A 23,885-nucleotide genomic window follows, 5' to 3' on the forward strand; every position below is an offset into this window, starting at 1 on the left:
CACTCAGGGAGCTCCATGTCCACCGCGCAGATCCCCGACATCCTGTCGCCGGAGTTCGCCGCGAACCCCTATCCCGCCTACCGCGCCATGCGGGAGTCCGCGCCGCTCGTCCGGCACGAGCCGACACAGAGCTGGATCGTCTCGCGGTACGCCGACGTCGAGCGCGTCTTCAAGGACAAGGAGGCGCAGTTCACCACCGACAACTACGACTGGCAGATCGAGCCGGTGCACGGCAGGACGATCCTCCAGCTCAGCGGGCGCGAGCATGCGGTGCGCCGGGCGCTCGTCGCCCCGGCCTTCCGCGGCAGCGACCTCCAGGAGAAGTTCCTGCCCGTCATCGAGGCCAACTCCCGTGAGCTGATAGACACCTTCCGCGCCACCGGCTCCGCCGACCTCGTCGCGGACTACGCCACCCGCTTCCCGGTCAACGTCATCGCCGACATGCTCGGCCTCGACAAGGCCGACCACGCCCGCTTCCACGGCTGGTACACGACCGTCATCGCCTTTCTCGGCAACCTCGCCGGCGACCCCGACGTCGCCGCCGCGGGCGAGCGCACCCGCGTCGAGTTCGCCGAGTACATGATCCCGATCATCCGGGCCCGCCGCGAGAACCTCGGCGACGACCTCCTCTCCGCGCTCTGCGCCGCCGAGGTCGACGGCGTCCGCATGAGCGACGAGGACATCAAGGCCTTCTGCAGCCTGCTCCTCGCCGCCGGCGGCGAGACCACCGACAAGGCCATCGCCAGCATCTTCGCCAACCTGCTCACCCACCCCGAGCAGCTGGCCGCCGTCCGCGAGGACCGCTCCCTGATCCCCCGCGCCTTCGCCGAGACGCTCCGCTTCACCCCGCCCGTCCACATGATCATGCGGCAGTCCGCCGTCGACGTGGAGCTCAGCGGCGGCACCGTCCCCGCCGGCGCCACCGTCACCTGCCTCATCGGCTCCGCCAACCGCGACGAGAACCGCTACAAGGACCCCGACCGCTTCGACATCTTCCGCGAGGACCTGACCACCACCACCGCCTTCTCGGCCGCCGCCGACCATCTCGCCTTCGCGCTCGGCCGGCACTTCTGCGTCGGCGCGCTGCTCGCCAAGGCCGAGGTCGAGACCGGCGTGAACCAGCTCCTCGACGCCATGCCCGACCTGCGGCTCGCCGAGGGCTTCGACCCCGTCGAACAGGGCGTGTTCACCCGCGGCCCGAAGTCCCTGCCGGTGCGCTTCACGCCCGTGGGAGCCTGACCTCCGCCGTGGTCCCGTGTAGCATGGCCGTATGCATCGTTCTTCGTGCCTGAACTGGTGGCGCCTCACTTAGAGGCGGCCACCCACTCACGCACGTACAAGGGCCGTCCCCGGACGGCCCTTTCTGCTTCCCCCGGAAGTCTCCCGGAAGCGGTGCCGTCCCGAGGGCGACCACGACCCCGGGAGAGACCATGAGCAGCACCGACACCCTCGGCACCACCACCGCCCAGCAGCGCAGCGCCGAGCTGGAGCAGCTGATCCGCAAGGACCCCGCACGGTTCCGTGTCCTGACCGGAGACCGTCCCACCGGACGCCTCCATCTCGGCCACTACTTCGGCACGCTGCACAACCGCGTCAGACTCCAGGACCTCGGCGTCGAGACCCTCGTCCTCGTCGCCGACTACCAAGTCCTCACCGACCGCGACATCGCCGAGAACCTGAAGGAGTACGTCGAGGAGCTCGTCCTCGACTACCTCGCCATCGGCATCGACCCCGAGTGCTCCACGATCTTCACGCACAGCGCCGTACCCGCCCTCAACCAGCTGCTGCTGCCCTTCCTCAGCCTGGTCTCCGTCTCCGAACTCAACCGCAACCCCACCGTCAAGGACGAGATCGCCCACTCCCGGCAGGCCTCCGTCAGCGGCCTCATGTTCACCTACCCCGTCCACCAGGCCGCCGACATCCTCTTCTGCAAGGCGAACCTCGTCCCTGTCGGCCAGGACCAGCTGCCCCACCTGGAGATCACCCGCACCGTCGCCCGCCGCTTCAACGAGCGCTACGCCAAGGACCGTCCGGTCTTCCCCGAGCCCGAGGCGCTGCTCTCCACCGCGCCGCTGCTCCTCGGCACCGACGGCGGCAAGATGAGCAAGAGCCGCGGCAACGCCATCTCCCTGTCCGCCGACGCCGACGAGACCGCCCGCCTCATCCGCGGCGCCAAGACCGACGCCGAGCGCCGCATCACGTACGACCCCGCGCACCGGCCCGAGGTGTCCTCCCTCGTGCTGCTCGCCGCGCTCTGCGAGGAGAGCGACCCGCACCAGGTCGCCGAGGAGATCGGCGACGGGGGCGGCGCCGCGCTCAAGCGCCGGGTCACCGAGGCCGTCAACACCCGCCTCGCCCCGATCCGAGCCCGTCGCGCCGCGTTCGCCGCGGACCGGGGACTGGTCACGGACGTGCTCCGGGCCGGCAACGCCCGCGCCAACGAGATCGCGGAGCGGACCCTCCGGGAGGTGCGGGAGTCCATGGGCGCCGCCTACTGAAGGGCTTACGCTGGCCGGCGTGCAGCAGAACCGGAGGCGGGACCGACGACCGGAGCGGCGGCCGGCGCCGGGCCGGACTCCGGTGCGGGCCCTGCCCCTGGCCGGCGCCGACCTCGTCCTCGTAGGGCACTTCAGCGCGCGGCACAAGGATCACACGGCCCGCATGGACGCCGCCGAAACCGAGCTGACCGCAGCCGGAGCCCGCGTCGTCGGGCGGATCGTGCAGCGGCGCGGCGTGTCCGCGGGCGGGGCCGCCAAGATGCACCTGCCGCACTCCGCCCGTACGGTCCTCAGCCCCGGCAAGGCGCGGGAGGCGGCGGCCCTGGTCGCGCGGACCGGGGCCGACGCCGCCGTGTTCGTCACGCCCGTGACGGACCGTCAACGGACTCTGCTGGCGGAACTCTTCGTCTGCCCGGTGCTCGGCCCGCTCAGTGCACCACCGGAGTGAACCGCACCGGCAGCGAGGTCAGGCCCCGCATCCAGATCGACGGGCGCCAGGTCAGCTCCGCCGGCTCCACCGCGAGCACCAGGTCCGGCAGCCGGTCCAGGAGCGTCTCCACCGCCGTGCGCGCGATGACGTCGGCGAGGAGCGGCGCCGGATAGGGGCAGCGGTGCTCGCCGTTGCTGAACGACAGGTGCGCCGCGTTCTCCGCGCCCACGTGCGACTCGGGCCAGATCTGCGGGTCCGTGTTCGCCGCCGCGAGCCCCAGCACCACACAGTCGCCGGCGCGGATCAGACGGCCGCCGAGCTGGGTGTCGCGCACCGCCCACCGGCCGATGAAGTTCTGCGTCGGCGTGTCCAGCCACAGCACCTCGTTGAGCGCCTCGCCCACGCTCACGCGGCCGCCCGACACGTTCAGCGCGAACCGCTCGTCGGTCAGCAGCAGACGGAGCGTGTTGCAGATCCAGTTCGCCGTCGGCTGCTGGGCCGCCGCGATCACCGAGATCAGGTCCTGCACGATCTCCTCGTCGGTCAGCCCCGCCGGGTCCAGGATCATCCGCGAGGTCACGTCCGCCCCGGGCCGCTCCCGCTTCTCCTTGACCAGCCGCTGGATCCGCTCGCCCACGCGCACGTACGCGGCGACCGGATCGTCGCCCTCGCCCGCGTCCAGCGACATCCGCAGATCGTCCACCAGATCCTGCGTGTCCGTGCCCAGCTGCGGCATCCCGCACATCTGCACCGCGGCCCGCATCGGCAGCGCGTGCGCGTACGCCGCCATCAGCTCGGCCTGCCCGCTGCCCGCGAACCGCGAGATCAACGCGTCGGCGATCTGCCCGCAGTCCCGGGCCAGTTCGAACTGGTCGACCTGCTCCAGGGCGTGCGTGATCACCCCGGCCCGCCGCTGGTGCTCCACGCCCTCCGTGAACAGTACCGAGGGCTGGTAGCCGACGAACGGCATCAGCGGCCAGTCCGCGGGGATGTTCTCCCACTGGTTCCAGCGGCGCGAGTCACGGGCGAACAGCTCGTCGTGCGCGGTCACATAGCTGACCTCGGAGTAGCCGAGCACCAGCCACGCCGGCACGCCCCCGTCGAGCAGCACGGGGGCCACCGGACCGTGCTCACGGCGCAGCGAGCGGTACAGCTGGGACGGTGTCTGCTGGTACTCCAGGCCGCTCAGCGGGACCGCGCCCGCGTGCGCCGGGCAGCCCGCGGGTGCGGTGGGGCTCTGGTCGGTCACGGTGTCTTCTCCTGGGCCATGGCCAGTTCGTAGAGGTGGTCGACGAGGGTGATCAGCACGTCCTTGCCGGAGGATCTGACCCGGGCGTCGCAGTCCACCATCGGCACGTGGGCGGGCAGTGCGAGCGCCTGGCGTATCTCGTCGAGGGAGTGCCGCACGGGCTCGTCGTCGAACCGGTTGACCGCCACGACGAACGGCGTGCCGTGGTGCTCGAGCCGGTCGATGGCGTACCAGGAGTCGTCCATGCGCCGGGTGTCGACGAGGACGACCGCGCCCAGCGTGCCGGAGAACAGCCGGTCCCACAGGAACCAGAACCGCTCCTGGCCCGGAGCGCCGAACAGGTAGAGGACCATGCGGTCGTTGAGGCTGATGCGGCCGAAGTCGAAGGCGACGGTGGTGGTCGTCTTCGAGGCGACGCCCGCCGTCGAGTCGACGCCCACGCCGGCCTGCGTCATGACCTCCTCGGTGTTCAGCGGGCGGATCTCGCTGACCGAGCGGACGAGCGTGGTCTTGCCGACGCCGAAGCCGCCCACCACGACGATCTTCAGGCCGGTGTCCGCGGTGTGGCCGAGCGGGGTGCGCGCGGAAAGCTCCGAGGTCGCGGACAGTTCAGAGGTTGCGGAGCCCATGGAGCACCTCCTTGAGAAGGGCGGAATCGGGGAGCGCGGCGACCCCGGGGGCCGCGCGCGGATGACGGGCGGTGACCTTGCCGCCGGCCAGCAGGTCGCCGAGCAGGATGCGGACCACGGTGATCGGCATCCTGAGCTCGGCGGCGATCTCGACCACGGCCGTCGGATGCCGGCACAGCTCCAGGATCCGGACGTGCTCGGACTGCATGCCCGCGACCGGGGCGCACTCGCTGACCACCAGCGTGACCAGGTCGAACGAGGTGTCGTCGACGCGCGAGCGGCCCCCGGTGACGGTGTACAGCCGGTCCGGGTCGCCGGTGTCCACCGGCCGCCGGGTCACGCGGCGCCGCTCCCCACGACGGGCTCGCGCGGCGCGGCCCGCAGGTGCTCGCCGATCTGCTCCACCAGCTCCGTCATCTGGTGCCCGACGACGCCCGGGTCGGCGTCCTCGTCCGCGAGCACCGCGAGGTGGGCGCCCTCGCCCGCGTCCACGATGAACAGCAGGCCGCCGTGGAACTCCGTCATGGAGTGCCGGACGCCGCCGGTGCCGTCGCCGAACTCGACCGAGGCGCCCTGCGCGAGGGCCTGGATGCCGGAACAGATCGCCGCGAGCTGGTCGGCCTGGTCGAGCGTCAGATGCTCGCTCCAGCACAGCTTCAGGCCGTCCCGGGACAGGACCAGGGCGTGCCGGGTGCCGGGGGTGCGCTCCAGGAGGTTCTCGAGGAGCCAGGTCAGGCTGGTGTCAGTGGTCTGCACGGCGGGTCGGGCGGACCGGTCCGGCGGGGGAGCCGGGGTGCCGCCCGTGCCTCCAATCTCAGGTGTCGAGCGGGGGGTGAGTGGGTCTCGGGCGCGGCGGCTACGCGGGACGGTCCGGCCGGTCCGCGTCGTCCGTGGGGCCGGCGGGGCGCCGTCCGGGGGCGTCCGGGGCGGACGGGGCGCCGTCGTGGAGCCCGCTCTCCGCGGTCTTGCGGCCCCGGTGGAAGGCGCCGAAGCGGGCACCCGCGCTCCGGGCGGGGTCCGCGGCGCGCCCGGGGGAGGGCGCGGGGCGGGAACGCTCCTGCTCGGCGGCGGCCATGGTGCGGCCGGGGGCGCGCACCGGCAGGCCGCCCGGCGTCGCGCCGCTCGCGGGCGCGGGACGCGGATCGGGCACCTCGGCCCGCTCGTGGGTCTCCTCCGGCGCCGGAGGCGACGCGGGCCCGGGGACCGGCGCCGCGGCGGGAGCGGACTCGGCCGGGGCGGGCGGCGCCATGGCGGCGGGCCGCACGGCCTCCCGCCGCTGGGCGAGCAGTTGCGGCGGCAGCAGGACGACGACGCCGGTGCCGCCGCGCGAGGACGGCCGGAAGTTGACGTCGATCCGGTACTTCAGCGCGAGCCGGCCCACGACGGCGAGCCCGAGCCGGGTGCCCTGGAGCGAGGCGAGGTCGGTGACCTGGCCGGAGACCGCCTCCTCCGCGCGGCGCATCGCGGCGTCGGCCATCTTCAGGCCGCTGTCCTCGATGGTGACGACGATCCCGGCGGACCGTTCCTCCACGTAGACGTGCACCTCGTCGATGGGCGGCGAGAAGTTGGCCGCGTTGTCCATCAGCTCGGCGAGCAGGTGCATCACGCCCTCGGCGGCGAACCCGGCGATCGCCGCGTTCGTGGCGCAGTGCAGACGCACCCGCTGGTAGGCGGCGATGCGGCCGACGGCGCCGCGCAGCACGCTCTCCATGACGATGGGCTTGTTCCAGGCGCGGCTGGAGCGGCCGCCCATGAGCAGGGCGAGGCGGTCCGTCATCAGGCCGAGCTGGGAGGTGGAGTGGTCCAGGCGCAGCAGATCACCGAAGACCTCCTCGCCGTGACGTTCCTGCATGCTGCGCAGATCGGCCAGCATGCTCACGGACTTGGCCTGGACACGGCTGAGCGCCTTCGCGGAGGCGGCCTGCGCGGCGGCGGCGCGGCGCTCGCTCAGCGCGAGCTCGCGCAGGAACGCCTCGGCGGGCACGCGGAGCACCGGGGTCGCGGGCCAGTCGAGCTCCGCGAGGACCGCGTCGGCGGACACCCCGTCGTGCAGCCGGGCCACGGCGGTCGGGAACGTCTCCTGGGTCATGCGGGCCAACTCGGCGGTGCCACGGTCCAGTTCGGCGCGCGCGGCGTCCCGTTCGGCGGCGACCTGTCGGGCGCGGCGGTCCATCGACTCCAGGGCGGCAGTGAACTCGTCCAGGATCCGGCGCAGTTGAGGATCGGAGGGGGACTGTGCGCCCGGCGCCGCCTCGGTGCCCTCCTCGATGCGGCGCAGCACGGCGGGCAGCCCGAGGTTCACGAGCTGGGCGGTCTCGGCGGACTGCTGCGTCAGCCGTCCCTGCGTCAGGGCGAGTTCCTCGCGGGCCCGCCGGGCGTCGCGCCGGGCCCGGTCGCCGCCCGTGTGTCCCAGGAGGACGGCGACGGCCAGAGCCGCCCAGGCGACCGCGACCGTGACGACCGCCCAGCCGGTGGCGCCCGACGGGGCGAGAGCGGCCGAGGCGCCCGCCGCCGCGGCCGCCGCCACGAGCACGGCGAGCGGTCTGCCGAGCGAGGTGCGCCGGGCCTTCGCGGTCGCGCGCGGGCGGGGAGGAGCAGGCACTGACATTCCGCGGTCCTCGGTCCTTGAGTGCGGGGGGTGATGCGCCGACCGGTCACGTCGACGGCTCGGTCCACCAGGCGGACGCCGAACGGGACGCCGATCTTCCGGACCGTACGAGCGCTCATGCTAGTCATGCCGCGGGCCGAGCAGACCGGACAATCCGGGTAGTACGCCCTGGCGGTGACTTCGTCGCGAACTCGCCTTCCGTGACAGGGGGCGTGATACGGCGTGAGGAACCGGAAGGGGTGGCGGAAGCCGGTCCGGGCGGGGGCGGGACCGCCCTCGAGTCCGGGCTGGGAACGACGGATGCCTCCGGCGCGAGGGCGCCGGAGGCATCGGAGTCGTCCGGGGAAAGTCGCCGGGCGGATATTTTCGGCCAACGTCGGGCGGGTGCCGGTCTCGCGCCGGGCCAACGTCGGGCGGGTGTCAGTCCCGCGCGAGGCCCACGCCGGGCCGGCCGGGGCTCAGCCCTGGATGTGCTGCTGGTGCGCGCTGCCGCCCGGCGCCGGTGAGGCCTGCGCGAGCATTCCCTCGGCCTGCTCCTTGGGCAGCCGCTGCTCTAGCCCGCAGAACGTGCACTGGGTGCGGTACTTGACCGAGACCGGGAAGAGCGGCACGAAGAACAGCGTGAACTTCGTGACGTGCTTGCGCAGGGCGTGCGCGGCCGGATTGCCGCAGTGGCCGCACAGCAGCGTGAGCATGGCGAGCTGGTACACGTAGCCCCGCGTGCCAAAGATGATCATGACGTCCCCTCCCGATGCCGACCCGCCGCCGGGATCCCGGGGCCTGACGTCATCGTAGGCAGCCCCGGCCCGGTCCTCACAAGCCGTAACGCCTGGTCGTCAGCTCCTCCTGGGCGAGCCGGCGCAGCGCGAGCAGCACCGGCTCGAAGAGCACCGCGGCGCCGACCACGATCTCCGCCTTCTCCGTGGTGTCGTCGTACCGGTCCAGATGGTCGAGGTCCACCGTCGCGATCTCCTCCACGGCGCGCCCGTAGGGGGTCAGCTGTTCGGGCGGGAACTCGTAGCCGACCCGGGGCAGGGTCGCCAGCGAGCTGATCAGGGCGCGGTAGCTGGGCGACAGCGCGCCGATCTCCCGCGCGTGCGTCCAGCCCAGCTCGTCGAGCAGCGACTCGACCAGCGCCGTCGCCCGCACGATGTACGGGTCCTCCGGGTCCGGGTCCGGCGGCTGGGGCAGCGCCCACATCGCGGCCCCCACCCGGAACGTCGTGTCGAGCGAGTCGTCGTCGATCGCCGCGATCACCTCGCGGGCCGTGGCCACCGGCACCCGGCCGACCTGGATCAGCGCCCGGATCAGTGCGAGCCGGCGCACGTGCGCCTCCTCGTACTCCGCCTGGGTCGCGCTGATCCGCCGCCCCGGCGGGAGCAGTTCTTCGCGCAGGTAGTACTTGATCGTGCCCACCGGCACCCCGCTGCGCTCGCTCAGCTCCGCAAGCCGCATCTCTTGTGCCCCTTCTTGGAAAGTGTCACTATCCAACCACGGCCTCGGTGATCGCCGCAGCCGCAGCACACGCATGGCCTGCAGTCTCACATTCGAAGTCCGACGGATCGGGGGAGTCGTGTCCGCGCAAACTCAACTGGGACGCTCGACCGCTGCAGTCGATGAGGACGTCGTCGTCTTCCTCATCGGCATGCGGATCAATCACTTCTGGGCGGTGCACCGCTGGCTGCCGGTGTTCTTCGCCATGCCCATGATGCTCAGGGAGCTGGGCAAAGACCGCAGTCTGGGACTGCTCGACCACATTCTGGGCACCGCGAGCCCGCGCTCCTACTTCGTCATCCAGTACTGGGAGTCCAAGGACAAGCTCCTCACCTACGCGGCCCTGCCCGACAAGCGGCACCGCCCGTGGTGGGCCCGGATCAACAAGCTCGTGCGCAAGAGCGGCGGCCACGTCGGCCTCTGGCACGAGACCTACGTCGTCCCGGCCGGCTCGTACGAGACCATCTACGGGGACATGCCGCCCTACGGGCTCGCCAAGGCCTACGGGATGCGGTCGCTCAAGGACGGCGTGCAGGCGCGCGACCGGTTGTCGACCTGATTCGGTCACGGGCGGTCATGCTCCGGCTACCGGGTGTCCCGGCGCGGTCGTACGGGCGGGCCGAATCGGCAATCCGCCCGTCGTGATGAAAAGATTGGGCCATGGCAATCAAGACCTACTTCGACATCACGATCAACGACGAGCCCGCCGGGCGGATCACGTTCAACCTCTTCGAGGACGTCGTCCCGAAGACCGCGGAGAACTTCCGCGCGCTGTGCACCGGTGAGAAGGGCTTCGGCTACGCCGGCTCCTCCTTCCACCGCGTCATCCCGCAGTTCATGCTGCAGGGCGGCGACTTCACCGCCGGCAACGGCACCGGTGGCAAGAGCATCTACGGCGAGAAGTTCGCCGACGAGAACTTCCAGCTCAAGCACACCAAGCCGGGCCTGCTCTCCATGGCCAACGCGGGCCCGAACACCAACGGCTCGCAGTTCTTCATCACCACCATCGTCACCGACTGGCTCGACGGCAAGCACGTCGTCTTCGGCGAGGTCGAGGACGGCATGGAGCTCGTGAAGAAGATCGAGTCCCTCGGTTCGCGCAGCGGTGCCACCGCCGCCAAGATCACGATCTCCGAGTCCGGCCAGCTCTGATCCGTCGGCTCTGATCCACGGGTTCTGAGTCACGGGCTCTGATTCACGGGTTCTGATCCACCCGTAGAGGCCGGGCCCCGCCACACGGCGGGGCCCGGCCTCCGCGCGTTCCCGGACGCACCCGCACCCGGGCCGGGGACAGTAACGAGCAGTAACTTCCCGCACTCAACTCCCGGCGGCCCCGGGCGCGTTAGGGTCACGCTCACCGATCGTGATCCACATCGTCGTGCCCACAACCCGGGAGGCATCCGTGCGCCTGCGCACCGTACCCACGCTCCTGCTGTCCGCCGCGCTGACCGCCGGCGCCCTCGCCGCGACCGCCGCACCGGCGTCCGCCGCGGATCGGTCCTTCGAGGACCGGCTGCGCGCGATACCCGGCGTGTCCGTCACCGGCGTGACGGACAAGGAGGGCTTCCCGCTCTACTCCCTGGCGATCACCCAGCCCGTCGACCACAATGATCCGGCGGCCGGCACCTTCCAGCAGCGCTTCACGCTCTGGCACAAGTCCGCCGACCGGCCCGTCGTCTTCTACACCGGCGGCTACGGGCTCTCCTCCTCGACCCGCGAACCCACCGCGCTCCTCGACGCCAACCAGCTGAGCATGGAGCACCGCTTCTTCGGCCCGTCCGTCCCCGCCGGGGCCACGCCCTGGAACAAGATGACCGTCCAGCAGGAGGCCGCCGACGAGCACGCCGTCGTCCAGGCCGTCAGACCGCTGTACGAGAAGACCTCGAAGTGGCTCGCGACGGGCGGCTCCAAGGGTGGCATGACCGCGACCTACCACTACCGCTTCTACCCGCGCGACTACGACGGCGTCGTCGCCTACGTCGCCCCGAACGACGCGAACAACGACGACGACAGCACGTACGAGCGCTTCTTCACGTCCGTCGGCACCCAGCAGTGCCGGGACGCGCTCGCCGCTGTCCAGCGCGAGATGCTCGTCCGCCGCGACACCCTGCTCCCCAAGTTCGAGCAGACCGCCAAGGACGAGGGCTACACCTTCACCGAGACGCTCGGCACCACCGACCGCGCCTACGAGTTCGCCGTCCTGGACCAGGTGTGGAACTTCTGGCAGTCCGGCACCGCCGCCGACTGCCCCACCGTCCCCGACGCGAAGACCGTCTCCGACGACGCGCTCTACGCCTGGTCCCTCGACCACGGCTTGTCCGTCTACGAGGACTCCACCCTCGGCGCCAACGGCAGCGGCCCCTACTACCGGCAGGCCGCCGCCCAGCTCGGCTGGGCCGACCTCAAGTTCAAGAACCTCAAGGGCGTCCGCCACTACCCGGACATCTACCAGCCCAACTCGGTCCTGCCCGAAGGCATGCGCACCACCTACGACGGCACCGCGATCAAGGGCGTCGACAAGTGGGTCCGCAACGACTCGCGGCGCATGCTCTTCGTGTACGGGCAGAACGACCCGTGGAGCGCCGAGCAGTTCACCCCGAGCGCCCACGACTCGTACAAGTACGTCGTGCCCGGCTCCAACCACGGCGCGCGGATCGCCGCCCTGCCGGCCGACCAGCGGGACGCCGCCACCGCGACGATCCGCCGGTGGGCCGGGAAGTAGTCCCTGCCTCGGAGCCCGGCGTCAGGCCTTGCGGGCCACACCGCCGTACGCGTCGACCGCCGGGTTCGGGTACGGCGCGGCGCCGGGCTCCGGCCGCCAGTCCGTGACCCGCACGACGCCGGGCTCCAGCAGCTCCAGACCGTCGAACAGCGAGGTGACCTCCGCGACCGAGCGCACATGGTACGGGACCGCGCCGCTCTCCTTGTACGCCGCGGACGCGGCGATCATGCCCGGGCTCGTCCCGGTGCCGTCGCTGACCGCCAGGAAGCTGCCCGGCGCGAGTCCCGCCATCAGTTCGCCGATGATCCCCTGCGCGCGCTCGACCGGGTCGACGTGACCCAGCGTGCCGAGGATGAGCAGGGCGACCGGCCGCGACAGGTCCAGCGTGTCCGCGGCGGACTCGAGGATCTTCGCCGTGTCGTACAGGTCCGCGTCGAGATACGCGGTCGCGCCCTCGGGCGTGCTGGTCAGCAGGGCCCGCGCGTGGGTGAGGACCAGCGGGTCGTTGTCGACGTAGACGATCCGCGCGTCCGGAGCCGCGCCCTGGGCGACCTGGTGGGTGTTGTCCCCGGTCGGCAGGCCCGTGCCGATGTCCAGGAACTGCCGCACCCCGTGCTCGGCGACCAGATGACGCACCACGCGGCCCAGGAAGTGCCGACTGCACACGGCCACGTCGACGAGCCCGGGGAAGATCTTCTTGATCTGGTCGCCGACCTGCCGGTCCACCTCGTAGTGGTCCTTGCCGCCCACGAAGTAGTTCCAGAAGCGGGCCGAATGCGGCGTCGTGGTGTCGATGCGGCTGCGCAGCTCAGACGCGGCGGCGTATCCGGAACCCTGGTCCGACATGAAGTGCCTCCTCAAACACGGGTGTTCGAGCCAGTCAATCATCAACTCCCGTCACGCACGCGGGCCCACGGGAACGTCCAGCGGCCGGGCCAGACCCGTGATGCCCTCGTCGAGGCGCTGCAGATGCCGCAGCACGCGGAACGTCACGGTGTTCGCGGCCGGCACGCCCAGACCGTCCGTCTCCAGCATCGCCGCGATGCTCGCGCCCGACTCCACGCGGCCGTCCCTGTCGGCCTCCGTCACGTGCGCGACCAGCACGTCGATGTTGTGTGCGATGCGCCGCGCCGCACGCCCGAGCCGGGGATCGGCCCCGACCCGCTTGCTGTACGGCACGAGCTCGGCCGTCGCCGCGAGGGAACGCGCGTGGTACGCCGAGGTCTCCAGCAGCGCCACCAGATAGCGGGCCGTCTGGCGGCGCTCGCGCAGCGGCGTGATCGGATGCGTCAGCGGCTGCGTGGACGCCCGCAGGTCGTCGAGCGCCGTGTCCAGGTCCCGCGCCTTGTCGAGGAGATCGGCCGCGGGCCCGCCGCTCAGCTGCTCCACCGCGCCCGCCACCACGTCGCCGAGCCGCTCCAGGACCGTGGCCAGCTGCTCGTCCGTACGGCTGTCCGTGCGCACCGGGAGGACCAGCATCGCGGCGATGATCCCGCAGGCCGCGCCGAGCGCCGTCTCCTCGATGCGCAGCACGAGCACGTCGACGCTGTAGGTGTTGAGCAGGGTGTAGAGCAGGCCGAGCATCGCCGTCACGAAGAACGACATCAGCGCGTACGACAGCGGGGCGGTGAAGAACATGGCGAACACGCAGAGCAGGACGAGGCCGAACGCGATCCACGTGTGGTTCCCGACCACGCCCGCGAGCCCCACACCGGCGACGACGCCGAGCACCGTGCCGAGCAGCCGCCGGTAGCCCTTGACCACGATCTCGCCCGTGGACGCGGTGTTCAGGAACACGACCCAGCAGGTGAGCACCGCCCAGTACCAGCGCTGCGTGGACAGGAACTCGCCGCCGACGATGGCGAGCGAGGAGCCCACCGCGACCTGGAACGCGGCGCGGGTCGTCGGACGGCGCAGCCCCGACGGCTCCTCCTCCGCCTCCTCGGCGACCTCCTTCTCCACCGAGATCGACACGTCCTCCGCGTCGAACTCCTCGCGCGAACGGGTCGTCGCGGGGGAGTCGTCCGACTCGTCCTGCGGGCCGTCCAGCGCGAGCCGCAGACCGAGCACGGCGCGGGCCGCCTCACCGATGCCGCGGAACACGTCCTGCACGGCGAGGGTGGCGCCCGGCGGGATGCGCTCCTCGTCGCGGTAGCCGAGCAGGCGGTTGCGGATCTGGGCGACGGCCGTGCCCCGGTTGGACTCCGCGGGGCGGATCACCATCAGGTGCAGGGCGCCCAGATCGCGGCGGAGCGTCGCCGTCGCCTCGTCCTCGCGGCGCAGCAGCCGGCCGGTGGCGGGCACGGGCGCGCCCGGCAGATGGAGGGTCAGGGTGTCGGCGCGGTCCGCGCTGCGGGCGTTCAGGAGCAGCATCCCGAGCCGCTCGGCCGCGACCTCCGCGTCCGCGACACGGCGTTGCACGAGCGCGGCCGCCGCCTCGTCGCGGGTGCCGTCCTCCAGGCGGCCCTGGATCATCAGCGCCGACTCGTGCAGCCGGGCCGTGTGCCGGCGCAGGTCGTCCAGGACGTCGTCGAGCTCCTCGGGCGGCGCGTCCAGCAGCCGCGTCTGCGCCGTGACCAGCTGCCCGAGCCGGGCCCGGAACGCCTCGCGCAGCCGGCCGAGTACCCGCTGCGGGGTCTCCGGCACCAGCGCGAAGCGGGCCACGGCGCTGCACGCGAAGGAGATCGCCAGGACTCCGTACAGAGGCGGCAGTTGGCCGGTGCCCGCGCCGACGAACAGGGAAACGAAGTACACCTGGAAGCCGATCAGGCCGAGCGCGGTGCCCCGGTCGCCGAAGCGCCGGGAGTAGACCGCGCCGAAGATCAGCGCGATGAAGAAGAGATCGCCCGCGACAACGCGGTGGTTGAGGACCGCGCCCAGGGATATCGCCACGAGCGCGACCGGCAGTCCGAGCGCGAGCGTGACGGCCTGTCCGCGGACGGTCTTCTCGCGGATCGCGAACGTGCTCACCATCGCGGTCATGGCTCCCACGACCATCTGCGTCACGCTCATGCCGATGAGCGCGAGCACGGCGAGCGCGAGGCCGATCGCGGCGACGGTCCGCAGTCCGGCCATCAGCCGGAGCAGACCGGGGTCGGACGCCACGATGCGGTCCCAGGTTCCCTTGAGGGTCGGCCGTCGCGCCACCGTGTCACTCCAAGATCGATCCGTCGTGCCGCCTCCGAGCATACGAGCCCACGGAAGCGGTTCCGACGTGCGGCCGTTCGGTCGGAACCGGGCGGGACGCGCCCACCGGTTGCGCCCGCCCGGCGCGGTCGCATCGGACGATCAGCACATGATCGATGTAGTGGTGATGCTGAGTGGAGTCGTCGGAGTCGCCCTGCTCGCCGAGGCGGTGTGGGCGATGCGGCGCAGCGTTCAGGAAGGGGGTGACACGACCGCGGTCGTGGCCAAGGGCGTCAGCATCGCGCTGGCCGCCTCACTGTGCGGGGCGCTGGGCCTGGCCGCCGTGCTCTTCTTCGCCGTCCCGCACTGAGCCTTCGTCTCGCCGTCCCGCACTATCCCTTCTCGTCGACCGCCTTCAGGACGGCCGCCACGAGCGGTCCCGACGACTCGCCGCCCCGGCCGCCGCGCTGCATCACCGCGGCCGCGGCGAGGTCGCCGTGCCAGGCGGCGAACCAGCCGTTGGGGTCCTCCTGCCCGACGACCTCCGCCGAGCCGGTCTTCGCGCCGATGTCCCCGGAGAGCCCGGCCATGGACCCGGCGGCCGAGCCGGAGGCCGCCGTCGTGTGCAGCAGGTCCCGCAGCCTCCGGTGGGCCGTGCGGTCGAGGGTGCGCGTGGCCTTCGCGAGCGCGCGGTGGTCGACGGACGGCGCGACGAGGTACGGCTGGCGGAACGTACCGGTGCGCGCGGTGGAGATCACCGACGCCATCGTCAGCGGGTTCATCCGCACCTCGCCCTGACCGATCAGCGCGGCCGCCTTCGACGCGGCGTGCTGCACCGGCACCGACCCGTCGAACGCGTCGACCCCGACCGACCAGCGGGTACCGATGCCGAACACCTCACGGGCCTGGCGGGGCAGATCGTCGTCCGCGAGCTTGCCGGCCTGCGTGATGAACGCGGTGTTGCAGGACGCCGCGAAGTCGGCCCGGAACGTGCCGCCCGGGATCTCGAAGTCGTCGACGTTGTGGAAGGTCCAGCCGCCGTAGGAGGCGTTCTTCGGGCACGGGTGCGGCGCGTCCGGCGTGGCCAGCTTCTTCTCCAGGAGCAGCGACGCCGTGATCATCTTCATCGTGGAGCCGGGCGCGAGCCGCCCCTCCAGCGCGGTGTTCGGCCCGTCGGCGCGGGAGTTGGCGACCGCCAGCACCTCGCCGGTCGACGGCCTCAGGACGACGATCGAGGCGTCCGCGCGCTTGGCCACCTCCTCCTCGGCCGCCTGCTGCACCCGGCGGTCGATGGTGGTCCGCACCTTCCCGGGCCGCCCCTCGGCGACCGAGAGCAGCGTCTCGCCGGAGGGCGGCTCGGCGTCCCCGCCCGCCCCGCCGTCCGGCACCACCCGCAGTTCGAGCCCGGGCCGCCCGCCCACGGCCTTGCCGTACGTCCGGCCGAGACCGGCCGTCACCGGCGCGAGCGAGGGGAAGTCCCCGGCGTCGAACGCCTTGCCGTCGCGGTCCGTCGCCCGCACCGGTGCGGGGCCCGTGTCCCGCACCGAGAGCCGCTCGCCCGCGTCCAGCCGAGGATGCAGCACCGACGGCGCCCAGCGCACGACCGCCTTCCCGTCCCCGGCCCGCCGCACCACGGTCAGCGCGTCCTCGTAACGGAGCGGCGCCCGCGCCCCGTCGTAGCGGAACTCGGCGCGCACGGCGTAGGGGACCCGGGTGCCGCGCGCCGCGCCGGGCCGGATCGTCACCGGGGAGAGGCGTGCCCCGTCGAGGTAGTCGCGCAGCGCGGCCTTCGAGGCCTTCTCGTCGTCGGTGCGGGACGCGGCGCGGCCGGCGTCCCCGTCGGCCCACGCGTCCAGGAACCCGGCGGCGGCCGAGCGGACCTCGGCGGCGGACAGCGGGCCGGTGCGGGGTGCCTCCTCGCCGGGCGAGACCACCGCCCAGGCCGCCGTGCCCGCCCCGGCGAGGGCGAGCGCCGCCGCTCCCGCGAGCCATGTCTTCCTGCGCCTGGTGTGCCGCTCGCCGCCCACGGGCCCTCCGACCTCGTCGTTCCACGCCCCGAGGCCACCGTAGGCAGGCTGCCGAGGCGTGTCCCTGTCGGACTGCGCCGTTCAGGTCAGCGCAGGCCCAGCGCGTCCGTGGTCAGGTCGGCCATCGCGGCCTCGCCCCGCGCGTTGGGGTGCACGGGCACGAAGTTGGTGCCGAACAGCGCGGGCTCCACCCAGCGGGTGCCGCTCGACTGGCACGCGTCGTGCCCCTCGGAGGCCGTGCCCAGGTCGACGTACGTGGACCCGGTCTCGGCGGCGGCCCGGCGCACCGCCTCGTTCAGGTGCGTCTGGATGTCCCGCACGTACGGGACGTCGCCGGAGGCGATCGGCATCTTGAGGAAGCAGCCCGCCTGGGCCTTCGCCGGCATGATCCACGGGTAGCCGAGCACCGCGACGCGCGCCTTCGGCGCCTTGTTGCGCACCGCCTCCAGCGCGGCCTTCACCGCCGGGTACGTCTTGCCGTCGATGTCCTTGGCGAAGCTGTCGCCGTACAGGGTGCGGCACGGGTCGCCCTGCCCGGCCGTGGCGATCCCGGCGGAGGCACAGGCCAGGATCGTGTTGATGAACGTGTTGTTGTCGTTGCCGCCGATCGTCAGTGTCACCAGGCGGGTGTCGTCGGAGAGCGCGTCCAGCTGCGGGGCCACGCCCGGGTACTGGGACCCGGCGAAGTCCTTGGTCTGCGCCCCGCCGCAGGTCGCGTCCTTGAGTGCGGCGCCGGTGCGCGCGGCGATCACGTGGGGGTAGTTCGCCGTGGACCGGGCGCACAGCGGGCTCGCCGAGGGGTCCAGGGGCAGCACCCCGGACGCGGCGCTGTAGCTGTCGCCGAGGGCGACGTAGGGGAGGGGCTGCCCGGTGGCATGGGCCGGCCCGCCGAGGGTGACGAGGGCTGCGCCGGCCGTGGCCGCCACGGCCGCGACACGGCCGCCGAACGCGCGGATCGCCATCTGAACTCCTTCGAACGAATGCGGCTCGGCCCACAGGCCAAGTTCCGTGTGAGAACAGGGGGTTCCAGCGCGCTGAAGTTGAAGCTACCGACGAGTTCGAAAACGAGTCAATAGGCGTGCACGGACATGACAAACGGGCGGGTGGGGCCGATGAGGCCCTGCCCGCCCGTAAAAGGGTGCCGCAGCTCAGCGCACGTGCTCTCCCGGCGCGGGGCGGGCGAAGTCGAGGACGTTCTCGGCGGTGCGCTCGGTCTCCCGGGCCGCCGAACGGACGTCGGCGAGCACGTCGCCCTGCTCGTCCACGAGCTGGTCGTAGATGGGGGCAGGGGAGCTGGAGGGTGCGGGCACGGTGTGAACTCCTGTTGGTGTGGATCTTCAGGTCCCCTGGGGCGGGGGACGAGAGGGGGACAGACAGGGACCTTATGCGGGCGCGCGGGCCCGCGCGTGAGCGGGGGTCCATTACTGACGAGTTGTCCAGGAAGCCGTGCGAGACTCGGATCATGCTGATCAGGGATGCCCGCGCGGAGGACTGGGAGCGGATCTGGCCCTTCTGGCGGAAGATCGTCGCCGCCGGCGAGACGTACACCTGGGACCCCGACACCGGCGAGGCCGAGGCCCGCACGCTGTGGACGGGGTCGGGCCGGCGGGTGTTCGTGGTGGAGGACGACGCCGGGGCGGTCGTCGCCTCCGCGTACGTCAAGGCCAACTACGGCGGGCCCGCGGCGGACGTCGCGAACGCCGGGTTCATGGTGGACCCCGAGCGGTCCGGACACGGCTACGGGCGGGCGCTCGCCGAGCATGTCCTGGCCGAGGCGAAGGCGGACGGCTTCCGGGCGATGGTCTTCAACGCGGTCGTGGAGACGAACCCGGCCGTACGTCTGTGGACCTCGCTGGGCTTCACGGTCCTGGGCACGGTCCCGGACGCCTTCGACCACCCGCGCCACGGACGGGTCGGGCTGCACGTGATGCATCGGGTGCTCTGAGGCCCGAGGCGCTCGACGGCCGGGTGCTCCGAGTCCGGGCGCTCAATGACCGGCGAGCAGTTTCACCGCGACCACGCCCGCGCCGATCACCGCGTTGAGCGCGCCCACGACCACCGCGCCGAGCGGACCCGCGCCCGTGCGCAGGCCGCCCGCGCAGCCCCACGCCGCCAGGGACGCCACCTCGCTGCCGACCGCGATCCACAGGGCCGTCGTCAGGTGCAGGGCGCCCAGCGCGGACAGGCCGATCAGCAGCAGCGGGCCGACGGCGCTGGTCAGCAGGGGGCTGGAGACGAAGAGCGTGTGCCGGATCTCCGCGAGCCGGGGCATCCGGCCGTGCGCCACCGGATGGGCCTGCATGTCGGCGACCAGCGTGGCCAGCCACAGGCCGAGCGCGGTGACGGCGACCGAGGCCGCCGCGCCGAGGTGGGAGGCGTGCCCGTTCTGGGCGAGGCCCACCAGCACGGCCAGCAGGGTCAGTGACGCGTAGATGCGCTCCTTGAGCCGCTCGCCCAGTACGCCGGCCCGCTCCTGCGCCGTGATCTTTGGCGCCGTCCCCTCGGTCATGTCCGCAATCTAGGACGGCCGCGCCCCACGCCCGCAAGTTACTCAACCGTAACCAGCGGACCGCTACCGGCGGTAACTCCCGGGCCGATAGCGTCCGGCGACGCGTGGGGAGCCGGTGCCATCGGCTTTCCGCGCCCTGTCGGCCTGCCCGCCTTCCGGCCCGTACCCAGGAGGTACGCCATGCCCGCCCCCACCCGTCTGCTGGCCGCAGCCGTCACCGCCGCCGCCTGCCTCGGCGCCCAGGCCCTGCCCGCCGCGGCCGCGTCCGGCGCGTCCGGGGAGGTCTCGCGCGGGGTCCCGATCCCCGCGTTCTACGACCCGCCCGCCGCGCTCCCCGCCGCCGACGGCGCCGTGATCCGCACCGAGCCGCTGCCGCTCGCCCTCAGCCTGCCGACCCTGCGCGGCCCGCTGCCCGGGACCGCGACCCGGCTCATGTACAAGACCACGGACGCCTCCGGACGGCCCGCCGCCGTCACCGGCGCCTACATCGAGCCCGCCGCCCGCTGGCGCGGCACCGGCCCCCGCCCGCTCGTCGCGCTCGCCCCCGGCACCATGGGCCAGGGCGACCAGTGCGCGGCGTCGATGGGCCTGGAGCATCCGCTGCGGCTCAACGGGCAGACCGTGTCCGTCGGTTACGAGGACCTCGCGATCTACCGGCTGCTCGCCAAGGGTGTCGCCGTCGTCGTCACCGACTACATCGGCCTGGGCGCCACCGACCGGCTGCACACCTACGTCAACCGGCTCGACGAGGCGCACGCCGTGCTCGACGCCGTGCGCGCCGCCCGCTCCCTGAAGCAGGCCACGGTCACGAAGGACTCACCCGTGGGCCTGTTCGGCTACAGCCAGGGCGGCGGCGCCACCGCGGCCGCCGCCGAACTCCAGCCCGCGTACGCCCCGGACGTCCGGCTCTCCGGCACGTACGCGGGAGCGCCGCCCGCCGACCTCACCGAGACGACGAAGGCCATCGACGGCACCGACCTCGTCGGCGCGCTCGGCTGGTCGCTCAACGGCTTCCTCCAGTCCGACCCCGAACTGCGGCCGATCGCCGAGGCTCACCTCGGCGCCAAGGGGGCGGCCGCCCTGAAGGACCTGTCGACCATGTGCGTCGGCGACGCGATCTTCTCCTACTCGTCGCAGCGCAGTTCCTCGTGGACGAACGACGGGAAGTCGCTCGCGCAGATCATCCAGGCCGAACCGCGGCTCCAGGCCTTCCTCGCCGAGCAGCGCATCGGCAAGCTGCGGCCCGCGAGTCCGGTGCGGGTCGCGACCGGGGTGAGCGACGACCTCGTCCCGCACGGCCAGGCCCGGCAGTTGGCCGTCGACTGGTGCGGGCGCGGAGCCCAGGTCACGTACAAGCCGGTGGTGCTGCCGGGCGTCGGCCGGGCGCTGATCAACCACTTCGCGCCACTCCTGACCGACCAGGGGCCCGCGGTCGACTGGCTCACCGACCGGCTCGCCGGGAAGCCCGCGGGGACGAACTGCTCGACGCTGCCCTGGAAGCCCTGACGCGGGGAAATTCGGGGGAGTCCGGGGCGGGTCCTGTGTCAGCATGACCGGGTTTTCCGCCCCGCTCCGCCGATCGAAGGGACCTGCCGCCGTGGCCCGCTCCGTCACGCTCATCCGTTCCGACGCCCTGTCCGACGTCGCCGAGTACGCCTACGCCGCGACGGCTCCGGCCGAGGCGCGGCTCGTGTTCCTCGCCGGGTCCTGCCCGCTGGACGACGACGGCTCGACCGTGGCCGTCGGTGACTACGCGGGCCAGGCGGCGCGCTGCGTCGCGAACCTGCGGACCGCGCTCGCCGCCGCGGACGCGGCATTGGAGGACGTCATCAGCACCCGTGTCCTGGTCGCCACGACGCGGCAGGAGGATCTCGTCGCCGCATGGCAGGTCGTACGGGACGCCTTCGGCGATCACGACGTGCCCAGCACGCTGATGGGCGTCACGGTGCTGGGCTACGCCGACCAGTTGGTGGAGGTGGAAGCCGTCGCGGCCGTCGTCGACGCCCCTGTCTCCTGACCGCTCCCTTTTTTGGTCGCCTTGACGAAAAAGACTCCCCGGATTTAAAGTCAGTTCGACTTGAAGTCGTGCCGGCTCGACGCCGTGCCGACCTGAAGTCCTGCCGACTCGACGTCGTGCTGACTCGAACGAGGGGAGCTTTCGTCATGGCCGACATCACCAAGCGCTTCGGCTGGCGCCATCTGCGGGGCACGCCGACCGCCCACATCCGTCACCACCGCGGCGGCCGGCTCGCCCACGACGGCGCCGGGGTGAGCTTCTGGTTCCGCCCGCTGGTCGCCGCCCTCTCCGAAGTGCCGGTCGACGACCGGGAACTGGCGATGACCTTCCACGGCCGCACCGCCGACTTCCAGGACATCGCCGTCCAGGCCACGCTCACCTACCGGATCGCCGACCCGGCCGTCGCCGCCGAGCACCTCGACTTCTCCGTCGACCCGGACACCGGCGTCTGGCGCGGGGCTCCGCTGGAGCAGCTCTCCACCCTCCTGACGGAGACCGCACAGCAGCACGCGCTCGACGTCCTCGCGCGCACCCCGCTGGAGTCCGCAGTGACCGACGGCGTCACGGCCGTACGGGAGCGGGTCGCGGCCGGGCTCGCCGCCGAACCCCGGCTGCCCGCCTCCGGCATCGAGGTCGTCGCCGTCCGCGTCATGGCGCTGCGCCCCGAGCCCGAGGTCGAGCGCGCGCTGCGCACCCCGGCCCGCGAGCGGATCCAGCAGGAGGCCGACCGGGCCACGTACGAACGCCGCGCCGTGGCCGTCGAGCGCGAGCGGACCATCGCCGAGAACGAGCTGGCGAGCCGGATCGAACTCGCCCGCCGGGAGGAGCAGCTCGTCGAGCAGCGCGGCACCAACGCCCGCCGCGAGGCCGAGGAGCAGGCCGCCGCCGACGCCGTACGCGCCACCGCGGAGGCCGAGCGCTCCGTCCGGCTGGCCCGCGCCGAGGCCGAGGGTGCCCGCGAGATCGGCGAGGCCCGCGCCCAGGCGCAGGCGGCGTGGCTGCGGGTGCACGCCGACACCGACGCGGCCACCCTGCACGCGCTCACCGGCACCCGGCTCGCCGAGAACCTGCCGCGCATCGACAGCCTCACCGTGTCTCCGGACGTGCTGACCGGGCTGCTGGCCAAGCTCGGCGCCGGACAGGGCGCGGACGGCGGCCGGCCGGCATGAGCCTCGCCCCGCGCGCCGTCCTCGTCCACCGCACCACCGAGTACGAGGAACTGGTCGCCCACCACGGCACCCACGGCCAGGCCGCGTTCTTCCTGAGCAGCCGGGGCCGAGCCATCGAGGAGATCGCGGAGCGGCACCACCGGGCGCACCGGGCCCTCGCCGAGGCGGCCGCGGCCGTGCCGCTGAACTGGCGCCAGGCCCGCGTGGAGCGGGCCGACCTGGACCGTTTCCTGTTCGCGCCGGAGGACGTCGTGGTGGTCGTCGGTCAGGACGGGCTGGTCGCCAACGCGGCGAAGTACGTGGTCGGGCGGCCCGTGGTGGGTGTGGACGCCGAGCCGGGCCGCAACCCGGGCGTGCTCGTCCGGCACCGGCCCGCGGACGTGTCCCGGCTGCTGCCGGCCGCGCTCGCGTCCGGTGCCGGGGTGGACGAGCTGACCATGGTCGAGGCCGTCACGGACGACGGCCAGCGCCTGGTCGCGCTCAACGAGATCTACGTGGGCTCCGCCGGTCACCAGACCGCCCGCTACCGCCTGGGCCTCGAGGCCGACGGGGGTGTCGTCGAGGCCCAGGCCTCCTCCGGGGTGCTGGTCGGCACCGGCACGGGGGCCACGGGCTGGATCCGCTCGGTGTGGCAGGAGCGCGGCAGCGGCCTCGCGCTGCCGGCGCCGACCGACGACCGCCTCCTGTGGTACGTCCGCGAGGCCTGGCCCTCGCCGGCCACCGGGACGCGCCTGAACGGGGGCGAACTGCGGGCCGCCGCCCGGCTGAGTCTGACCGTGGAGTCCGAGCGGCTCATCGCCTTCGGCGACGGCGTGGAGAGTGACGCGCTCGGCCTGACCTGGGGTCAGACCGTCCGGGTGGGCCGCTGCGCGGACCGGCTCAGGCTGCTCGTCTGAACGGGGTTCACCAGGTCAGCGGGTAGCGCACCGGGTGGGCGCCGACGCGGCCGGGGAGCAGTCCGATGGCGACGAGGAGGGCGGTGCCGAGCGCCAGGAGCGGGAGGAACGGCAAGGGGTGCGGCGCCTGGAGCACCACGATGACCGTGGTGGCCACGGCGGGGGAGTGCGAGGTGTGGGTGAGCATCATCGCGCCGAGCGAGAGACCGGCGGCGACGGCCGCGGCCCAGCCGTTGCTGCCCATGACGGCGAGCGTGCCGAAGCCAATGGCGGCGGAGAGCAATTGGCCGCAGATGATGTTGCGCGGCTGCGAGATCGGCAGACCGGGAGCGCCGTGCACCAGCGCGGCGCTCGCCGCCAGCGGCGGGATCAGCAGCGGCTGGTGGAGCAGGACCCCGACCCCGACGAGCACGAGCAGGGCGCCGATCGCGAAGGCGGTGGTCCGCAGTACGTGCAGGGGGTGCGGACGAGGCGCGGCGGGCAGGGGCGGCGTGGGCATGCGGGACTCCGG

Annotated in this window: 26 protein-coding genes; 12 read left to right on the plus strand and 14 right to left on the minus strand. The window is 72.7% G+C overall.

All coding sequences use genetic code 11. The features are described from left to right. The first annotated feature begins 15 nt into the window (after window positions 1-15). The 3 genes from ACIBTU_RS01420 to ACIBTU_RS01430 all read left to right on the plus strand — a co-directional run bounded on the left by ACIBTU_RS01420 (window position 16) and on the right by ACIBTU_RS01430 (window position 2,946). On the plus strand, window positions 16-1,239 hold the full coding sequence (locus ACIBTU_RS01420) for a cytochrome P450 (protein WP_399123820.1): 1,224 nt from the start codon (window positions 16-18) through the stop codon (window positions 1,237-1,239). A 191-nt stretch (window positions 1,240-1,430) separates the two neighbouring features. Beyond that, window positions 1,431-2,498 (plus strand): tryptophan--tRNA ligase, encoded by a 1,068-nt coding sequence (trpS, locus tag ACIBTU_RS01425; RefSeq protein ID WP_399123821.1) that lies wholly within the window; start codon window positions 1,431-1,433, stop codon window positions 2,496-2,498. Window positions 2,499-2,517: 19 nt separating this feature from the next. Next, entirely contained in the window at window positions 2,518-2,946 is a 429-nt protein-coding gene (locus ACIBTU_RS01430) for a hypothetical protein (RefSeq protein ID WP_399123822.1), read from the plus strand. Here ACIBTU_RS01430 and ACIBTU_RS01435 read toward each other — a convergent pair. The 7 genes from ACIBTU_RS01435 to ACIBTU_RS01465 all read right to left on the minus strand — a co-directional run bounded on the left by ACIBTU_RS01435 (window position 2,927) and on the right by ACIBTU_RS01465 (window position 8,869). Further along, entirely contained in the window at window positions 2,927-4,177 is a 1,251-nt protein-coding gene (locus ACIBTU_RS01435) for a cytochrome P450 (RefSeq protein WP_399123823.1), read from the minus strand. The genes ACIBTU_RS01430 and ACIBTU_RS01435 overlap by 20 nt on opposite strands. After that, entirely contained in the window at window positions 4,174-4,806 is a 633-nt protein-coding gene (locus ACIBTU_RS01440; protein WP_399123824.1) for a GTP-binding protein, read from the minus strand. Before ACIBTU_RS01440 ends, ACIBTU_RS01435 begins: the two co-directional genes overlap by 4 nt. Continuing rightward, entirely contained in the window at window positions 4,787-5,146 is a 360-nt protein-coding gene (locus tag ACIBTU_RS01445; RefSeq protein ID WP_399123825.1) for a DUF742 domain-containing protein, read from the minus strand. The genes ACIBTU_RS01440 and ACIBTU_RS01445 overlap by 20 nt, the downstream gene beginning before the upstream one ends. Continuing rightward, the gene (locus tag ACIBTU_RS01450; RefSeq protein WP_399123826.1) at window positions 5,143-5,562 is read right to left on the minus strand and encodes a roadblock/LC7 domain-containing protein; all 420 of its coding nucleotides are present in this window, start codon (window positions 5,560-5,562) and stop codon (window positions 5,143-5,145) included. The genes ACIBTU_RS01445 and ACIBTU_RS01450 overlap by 4 nt, the downstream gene beginning before the upstream one ends. Before the next feature lie 100 nt (window positions 5,563-5,662). After that, window positions 5,663-7,414: a sensor histidine kinase gene (locus ACIBTU_RS01455; protein WP_399123827.1), complete on the minus strand. Its 1,752-nt coding sequence runs from the start codon at window positions 7,412-7,414 to the stop codon at window positions 5,663-5,665. A 458-nt stretch (window positions 7,415-7,872) separates the two neighbouring features. Beyond that, a complete protein-coding gene (locus tag ACIBTU_RS01460) occupies window positions 7,873-8,151 on the minus strand; it encodes a zinc-ribbon domain-containing protein (RefSeq protein WP_399123828.1) in 279 nt (92 codons plus the stop codon). 76 nt (window positions 8,152-8,227) lie between these two features. Then, window positions 8,228-8,869 carry a MerR family transcriptional regulator gene (locus ACIBTU_RS01465; RefSeq protein WP_399123829.1) on the minus strand — a complete coding sequence of 214 codons (642 nt, stop codon included), beginning with the start codon at window positions 8,867-8,869 and terminating at the stop codon, window positions 8,228-8,230. Window positions 8,870-8,987: 118 nt separating this feature from the next. On the opposite strand from ACIBTU_RS01465, the gene ACIBTU_RS01470 reads away from it, so the two are divergent. The 3 genes from ACIBTU_RS01470 to ACIBTU_RS01480 all read left to right on the plus strand — a co-directional run bounded on the left by ACIBTU_RS01470 (window position 8,988) and on the right by ACIBTU_RS01480 (window position 11,630). Then, window positions 8,988-9,467 (plus strand): DUF4188 domain-containing protein, encoded by a 480-nt coding sequence (locus ACIBTU_RS01470; protein ID WP_399123830.1) that lies wholly within the window; start codon window positions 8,988-8,990, stop codon window positions 9,465-9,467. A 101-nt stretch (window positions 9,468-9,568) separates the two neighbouring features. Continuing rightward, entirely contained in the window at window positions 9,569-10,060 is a 492-nt protein-coding gene (locus ACIBTU_RS01475) for a peptidylprolyl isomerase (protein ID WP_399123831.1), read from the plus strand. A 250-nt stretch (window positions 10,061-10,310) separates the two neighbouring features. Then, window positions 10,311-11,630: a S28 family serine protease gene (locus ACIBTU_RS01480; protein ID WP_399123832.1), complete on the plus strand. Its 1,320-nt coding sequence runs from the start codon at window positions 10,311-10,313 to the stop codon at window positions 11,628-11,630. Window positions 11,631-11,651: 21 nt separating this feature from the next. On the opposite strand, the gene ACIBTU_RS01485 is transcribed toward ACIBTU_RS01480, so the two are convergent. Together ACIBTU_RS01485 and ACIBTU_RS01490 are read right to left on the minus strand one after the other, a co-directional pair. After that, window positions 11,652-12,476 carry an SAM-dependent methyltransferase gene (locus ACIBTU_RS01485; RefSeq protein WP_399123833.1) on the minus strand — a complete coding sequence of 275 codons (825 nt, stop codon included), beginning with the start codon at window positions 12,474-12,476 and terminating at the stop codon, window positions 11,652-11,654. 51 nt (window positions 12,477-12,527) lie between these two features. Continuing rightward, on the minus strand, window positions 12,528-14,819 hold the full coding sequence (locus ACIBTU_RS01490; RefSeq protein ID WP_399123834.1) for an FUSC family protein: 2,292 nt from the start codon (window positions 14,817-14,819) through the stop codon (window positions 12,528-12,530). A gap of 106 nt (window positions 14,820-14,925) precedes the next feature. Between ACIBTU_RS01490 and ACIBTU_RS01495 the strand changes: the two genes are divergently transcribed. Continuing rightward, a complete protein-coding gene (locus ACIBTU_RS01495; RefSeq protein WP_188335215.1) occupies window positions 14,926-15,126 on the plus strand; it encodes a hypothetical protein in 201 nt (66 codons plus the stop codon). Between the two features lie 22 nt (window positions 15,127-15,148). Here the strand turns inward: ACIBTU_RS01495 and ACIBTU_RS01500 are convergent, their stop codons facing one another. From ACIBTU_RS01500 to ACIBTU_RS01510, 3 genes are all read right to left on the minus strand, one after another. After that, window positions 15,149-16,783, minus strand: a complete 1,635-nt coding sequence (locus ACIBTU_RS01500; RefSeq protein ID WP_399123835.1) for a penicillin-binding transpeptidase domain-containing protein — start codon at window positions 16,781-16,783, stop codon at window positions 15,149-15,151. A gap of 86 nt (window positions 16,784-16,869) precedes the next feature. Next, on the minus strand, window positions 16,870-17,745 hold the full coding sequence (locus ACIBTU_RS01505) for an SGNH/GDSL hydrolase family protein (RefSeq protein ID WP_399123836.1): 876 nt from the start codon (window positions 17,743-17,745) through the stop codon (window positions 16,870-16,872). 186 nt (window positions 17,746-17,931) lie between these two features. Then, window positions 17,932-18,093, minus strand: a complete 162-nt coding sequence (locus ACIBTU_RS01510) for a hypothetical protein (protein WP_399123837.1) — start codon at window positions 18,091-18,093, stop codon at window positions 17,932-17,934. Between the two features lie 152 nt (window positions 18,094-18,245). Here ACIBTU_RS01510 and ACIBTU_RS01515 point away from each other — a divergent pair, with 152 nt between their 5' ends. Then, a complete protein-coding gene (locus ACIBTU_RS01515) occupies window positions 18,246-18,728 on the plus strand; it encodes a GNAT family N-acetyltransferase (protein WP_399123838.1) in 483 nt (160 codons plus the stop codon). A gap of 42 nt (window positions 18,729-18,770) precedes the next feature. Here the strand turns inward: ACIBTU_RS01515 and ACIBTU_RS01520 are convergent, their stop codons facing one another. After that, a complete protein-coding gene (locus tag ACIBTU_RS01520; protein ID WP_399123839.1) occupies window positions 18,771-19,292 on the minus strand; it encodes a hypothetical protein in 522 nt (173 codons plus the stop codon). 180 nt (window positions 19,293-19,472) lie between these two features. Between ACIBTU_RS01520 and ACIBTU_RS01525 the strand changes: the two genes are divergently transcribed. From ACIBTU_RS01525 to ACIBTU_RS01540, 4 genes are all read left to right on the plus strand, one after another. Continuing rightward, a complete protein-coding gene (locus tag ACIBTU_RS01525; protein ID WP_399123840.1) occupies window positions 19,473-20,798 on the plus strand; it encodes a lipase family protein in 1,326 nt (441 codons plus the stop codon). A 43-nt stretch (window positions 20,799-20,841) separates the two neighbouring features. After that, the gene (locus tag ACIBTU_RS01530; protein ID WP_399123841.1) at window positions 20,842-21,309 is read left to right on the plus strand and encodes a RidA family protein; all 468 of its coding nucleotides are present in this window, start codon (window positions 20,842-20,844) and stop codon (window positions 21,307-21,309) included. A 146-nt stretch (window positions 21,310-21,455) separates the two neighbouring features. Further along, a complete protein-coding gene (locus ACIBTU_RS01535; RefSeq protein ID WP_399123842.1) occupies window positions 21,456-22,478 on the plus strand; it encodes an SPFH domain-containing protein in 1,023 nt (340 codons plus the stop codon). Next, window positions 22,475-23,374 (plus strand): hypothetical protein, encoded by a 900-nt coding sequence (locus ACIBTU_RS01540; RefSeq protein WP_399123843.1) that lies wholly within the window; start codon window positions 22,475-22,477, stop codon window positions 23,372-23,374. Before ACIBTU_RS01535 ends, ACIBTU_RS01540 begins: the two co-directional genes overlap by 4 nt. 7 nt (window positions 23,375-23,381) lie before the next feature. On the opposite strand, the gene ACIBTU_RS01545 is transcribed toward ACIBTU_RS01540, so the two are convergent. Further along, a complete protein-coding gene (locus tag ACIBTU_RS01545; RefSeq protein WP_399123844.1) occupies window positions 23,382-23,873 on the minus strand; it encodes an HPP family protein in 492 nt (163 codons plus the stop codon). Window positions 23,874-23,885 lie beyond the last annotated feature (12 nt).

Source organism: Streptomyces sp. NPDC050145, assembly GCF_044460245.1.
In the GTDB taxonomy this organism is placed as follows: Bacteria; Actinomycetota; Actinomycetes; order Streptomycetales; family Streptomycetaceae; genus Streptomyces.

Excerpts from the sequence above, each read along its gene's own strand:
- ACIBTU_RS01515 (WP_399123838.1), top strand. The coding sequence starts at position 18,246 with ATGCTGATCAGGGATGCCCGCGCGGAGGACTGGGAGCGGATCTGGCCC.
- ACIBTU_RS01485 (WP_399123833.1), bottom strand. The coding sequence starts at position 12,476 with ATGTCGGACCAGGGTTCCGGATACGCCGCCGCGTCTGAGCTGCGCAGC.
- ACIBTU_RS01530 (WP_399123841.1), top strand. The coding sequence starts at position 20,842 with ATGACCGGGTTTTCCGCCCCGCTCCGCCGATCGAAGGGACCTGCCGCC.
- ACIBTU_RS01475 (WP_399123831.1), top strand. The coding sequence starts at position 9,569 with ATGGCAATCAAGACCTACTTCGACATCACGATCAACGACGAGCCCGCC.
- ACIBTU_RS01525 (WP_399123840.1), top strand. The coding sequence starts at position 19,473 with ATGCCCGCCCCCACCCGTCTGCTGGCCGCAGCCGTCACCGCCGCCGCC.
- ACIBTU_RS01520 (WP_399123839.1), bottom strand. The coding sequence starts at position 19,292 with ATGACCGAGGGGACGGCGCCAAAGATCACGGCGCAGGAGCGGGCCGGC.
- ACIBTU_RS01540 (WP_399123843.1), top strand. The coding sequence starts at position 22,475 with ATGAGCCTCGCCCCGCGCGCCGTCCTCGTCCACCGCACCACCGAGTAC.
- ACIBTU_RS01495 (WP_188335215.1), top strand. The coding sequence starts at position 14,926 with ATGATCGATGTAGTGGTGATGCTGAGTGGAGTCGTCGGAGTCGCCCTG.
- ACIBTU_RS01505 (WP_399123836.1), bottom strand. The coding sequence starts at position 17,745 with ATGGCGATCCGCGCGTTCGGCGGCCGTGTCGCGGCCGTGGCGGCCACG.
- ACIBTU_RS01455 (WP_399123827.1), bottom strand. The coding sequence starts at position 7,414 with ATGTCAGTGCCTGCTCCTCCCCGCCCGCGCGCGACCGCGAAGGCCCGG.
- ACIBTU_RS01545 (WP_399123844.1), bottom strand. The coding sequence starts at position 23,873 with ATGCCCACGCCGCCCCTGCCCGCCGCGCCTCGTCCGCACCCCCTGCAC.
- ACIBTU_RS01535 (WP_399123842.1), top strand. The coding sequence starts at position 21,456 with ATGGCCGACATCACCAAGCGCTTCGGCTGGCGCCATCTGCGGGGCACG.
- ACIBTU_RS01420 (WP_399123820.1), top strand. The coding sequence starts at position 16 with ATGTCCACCGCGCAGATCCCCGACATCCTGTCGCCGGAGTTCGCCGCG.
- ACIBTU_RS01490 (WP_399123834.1), bottom strand. The coding sequence starts at position 14,819 with ATGCTCGGAGGCGGCACGACGGATCGATCTTGGAGTGACACGGTGGCG.
- ACIBTU_RS01440 (WP_399123824.1), bottom strand. The coding sequence starts at position 4,806 with ATGGGCTCCGCAACCTCTGAACTGTCCGCGACCTCGGAGCTTTCCGCG.
- trpS (WP_399123821.1), top strand. The coding sequence starts at position 1,431 with ATGAGCAGCACCGACACCCTCGGCACCACCACCGCCCAGCAGCGCAGC.
- ACIBTU_RS01465 (WP_399123829.1), bottom strand. The coding sequence starts at position 8,869 with ATGCGGCTTGCGGAGCTGAGCGAGCGCAGCGGGGTGCCGGTGGGCACG.
- ACIBTU_RS01460 (WP_399123828.1), bottom strand. The coding sequence starts at position 8,151 with ATGATCATCTTTGGCACGCGGGGCTACGTGTACCAGCTCGCCATGCTC.